The 2,654-nt window shown below is 64.8% G+C and carries 1 protein-coding gene and 3 pseudogenes; 3 read left to right on the top strand and 1 reads right to left on the bottom strand.

Annotation, left to right across the window (positions count from 1 at the left end; genetic code table 11):
* Together AB0873_RS32190 and AB0873_RS32185 are read left to right on the top strand one after the other, a co-directional pair.
* Positions 1-89: pseudogene (locus tag AB0873_RS32190) on the top strand (ABC transporter permease); the annotation flags it as partial.
* A gap of 211 nt (positions 90-300) precedes the next feature.
* Positions 301-564 (top strand): annotated as a pseudogene (locus AB0873_RS32185) (transposase); the annotation flags it as partial.
* Positions 565-762: 198 nt separating this feature from the next.
* Here AB0873_RS32185 and AB0873_RS32180 read toward each other — a convergent pair.
* Positions 763-885, bottom strand: a pseudogene (locus tag AB0873_RS32180) (ISAs1 family transposase); the annotation flags it as partial.
* Positions 886-1,364: 479 nt separating this feature from the next.
* Between AB0873_RS32180 and AB0873_RS32175 the strand changes: the two are divergent.
* The gene (locus AB0873_RS32175) at positions 1,365-2,618 is read left to right on the top strand and encodes an MFS transporter (protein WP_366604534.1); all 1,254 of its coding nucleotides are present in this window, start codon (positions 1,365-1,367) and stop codon (positions 2,616-2,618) included.
* The last annotated feature ends 36 nt before the right edge of the window (positions 2,619-2,654 follow it).

The following is a 2,654-nucleotide window of genomic DNA, read 5'->3' as shown; positions in this document are numbered from 1 at the left end:
GCCAGTACTTCATCACCGGCATGATCGCCACCGGCCTGATGACGGTCAGCTTCCAGAACCTCGGCATCTGGATCCCCATCGAGCGCGACCAGGGGAACCCTGTTGCCGAATTCGTGACACGCCGTGTTGGGTCCACAGTGTTGTCTGGCCTGTCCTAAATGATCGTGCTGTGGTCGGCCTTTCCTCTTCCGGCTGCAGGATGAGTGTCGCTGATGTCGATGCAGCCGCGCCCGTTGGCGCAGGTTGCGGAACAGACGATGATCGTGGCCAGGGCAGCGTTTCCCCGGGGGCGGCCTGCCGATGAGCGTGCGTGACCAGTTGGGCGAAGTGTTCGCCGATGAGCGGTTCGCAGCGGCGTTCGGAGTCCGAGGCGCACCGGTGACCTCGCCGGGAGTCCTGGCCCTGGTCACGGCGTTGCAGTACGCCGAAGGGCTGACCGACCGGCAGGCCGCGCTGATGGTGGTCCGGGCGATCGACTGGAAGTACTGCCTGGGGCTGGAGTTGACCGATACCGGGTTCGACTTCACGGTGTTGAGCAAGTTCCGGACCCGCCTGGTCGAGCATGGGCTGGAGCGTGCCGCGTTCGACCTGCTGTTTGCGGCGTTGAAGGACAAGGGCCTGATCGGCGCCGGTGGCAAGGCCCGCACCGACTGCACTCATGTGATCTCGGCGGTGCGTGACCTCAACCGCCTGGAGCTGGCCGGGGAGTCGAGTCAGCAGCCGCCACACCGTCGTGTCCACCGGCACCCCATGATCGAAACCGAGCCGGTGCCGGGCCTGCTCGTTCAGGTCGTGCAGCCAGTCGGTGATTGCGGCGAACGACGATACCCCTGCCAGGACCGTGCACACCGTGACGGCCAGGAGGCCCGGCAGCGGATACCGCACCCCACGCGGGTCGCGGGGATCCGGGACGCTGACAAGGCGCGCAACAACCCCGCGCACTCACCCTCGGTGACCGTAGATGGTGATGTGTCACGGGTACCGCCAGCGACGGCGGACAGGGCGGGGATCGGGCATGATGACATCGGCGGTGAGGTCCTCGAGTGTCGTGAAGCATAGAGAACTCCATGATCACCGACGCGATCTCATCCGCTCCCTCCGCCTCCACAGAGGCCACTCACTACGCACATCACCAGCTCAGGGCAACCGCCGACCGACAACGCATCGCCCTGGGCTGGTGGCCGGTGCATGATCGGGGTAACCGTGGTCGCGGCAGCGGTGTGTGCGGTCGTTGCCGGTTGCCGCTCGTACACGACGATAAGTAGTTTGCCTGATGCGTCGTGGCCCGGTGATGGACTTTCATGATTTGTGCCTTTCAACCTCGAGAATCTCATGTTCGCGTTGGCTCCTGACAGCAGGCAGACATGACCGGTGCGCAGCTGACCGGCACAAATTCGTCCAGCACAACCATCCCCCGACGGCTCTACGCGGTTGGCCTGGCCGACTCCGTAGGTCTTGGGATCTACCTCGCCTTCTCCACGGTCTACCTCAATCTCGCCGTCGGCCTGCCCAACTACCAGATCGGGGTGGTGCTGGGGTTCTCCGGGATAGCCTCCGTTCTCGGTGCGTTACCCTTGGCCGCACTCGCCCAGCGGATCGGGCTGCGTCGCTCGCTTATCCTCTATTTTTTGGCAAGGGGTATCAGCTACATCGCGCTGGCGTTCGCCTTCGACGCGATCACCGCATTTGCAGCCGTTGGGGTAGCCGGGCTGTTGAGTCGGGGAACCGGCCCGTTGGTGCAGGCCGCATCGGTGACCGATGCCCACCCGGCCGGCGCCGTGCAGGCTCTAGCCCGGCTGCGGCTTCTCCGCAACGTTGGGATGGCAGCCGGTTCACTCCCGGCTGCGGCTGCGGTGGCCCTCGCCGACGAGTGGGCTTTCCGGTCGGTGATGTTCCTCTGCGCCGCCATGTTCCTGACGTGTTCCGTGCTTTCGCGGGGACTACCGCGCTTCGGTGACGTTTCCCGGCCGGCACATTACGGCGTCGGGGTCGGCCGTGACGTACGTTTCCTTTCCGTAACGGCCGTTTACGGTGCCCTGATCCTCTGCGTGATCCTGTTGGGAGTCGGCATGCCACTCTGGATCGTGCAGCGCACGGCGGCGCCCGCTTGGACGGCAGGTTTCGTCAGCCTGCTCAACACGCTGATGGTTGTGCTTCTGCAAATTCGGATGAGCAAGGGCTCGGAGGATCCGGTGCGGGCACGCCGCATGATGACCAGCGGTGGTCTGCTTGCAGCGGTGGCGGCGGCCACGGCACCGCTGTCCACCATCGGAGGACGGTGGCAGGCTCTCATTCTCTGCGCGTTCGTCGTGGTGGTAATGACACTCGCCGAGCTTTACATCGCGGCGGGAAGCATGGGCTTAGCCCTTACGCACACACCGCCCGAGAGCCGCCCGGTTTACCTGGCCACGTACAACCTCGGCTTCGCGGCCGCGACCGTTGTCGGACCTCCACTCGTGACGATCGGTCTGACCGCCGGTGACCACAGCTGGTTCGCCTGGGCAGTGGCCTTCGCCGTGGTCGGGATCCTTGCGCGGTTCCTGCCTGTAAGAACTCCTAAGAGCCTGGTAAATAAGGGTTTCAGGTGTGTTGGTGACGGGCGAGGCGGCGGGTCATGACGATGATCATGGCCCATTGGGCCATCGCGGCGTGGT

This window comes from Micromonospora sp. NPDC047707, from assembly GCF_040704235.1.
Classification (GTDB): Bacteria; Actinomycetota; Actinomycetes; order Mycobacteriales; family Micromonosporaceae; genus Micromonospora.
Note: the sequence above shows the minus strand (reverse complement) of the source record. Positions and strands in the feature narration are given on the sequence as shown.

Coding starts and splice junctions, on each gene's coding strand:
- AB0873_RS32175 (WP_366604534.1), top strand. CDS start 1,365: ATGACCGGTGCGCAGCTGACCGGCACAAATTCGTCCAGCACAACCATC.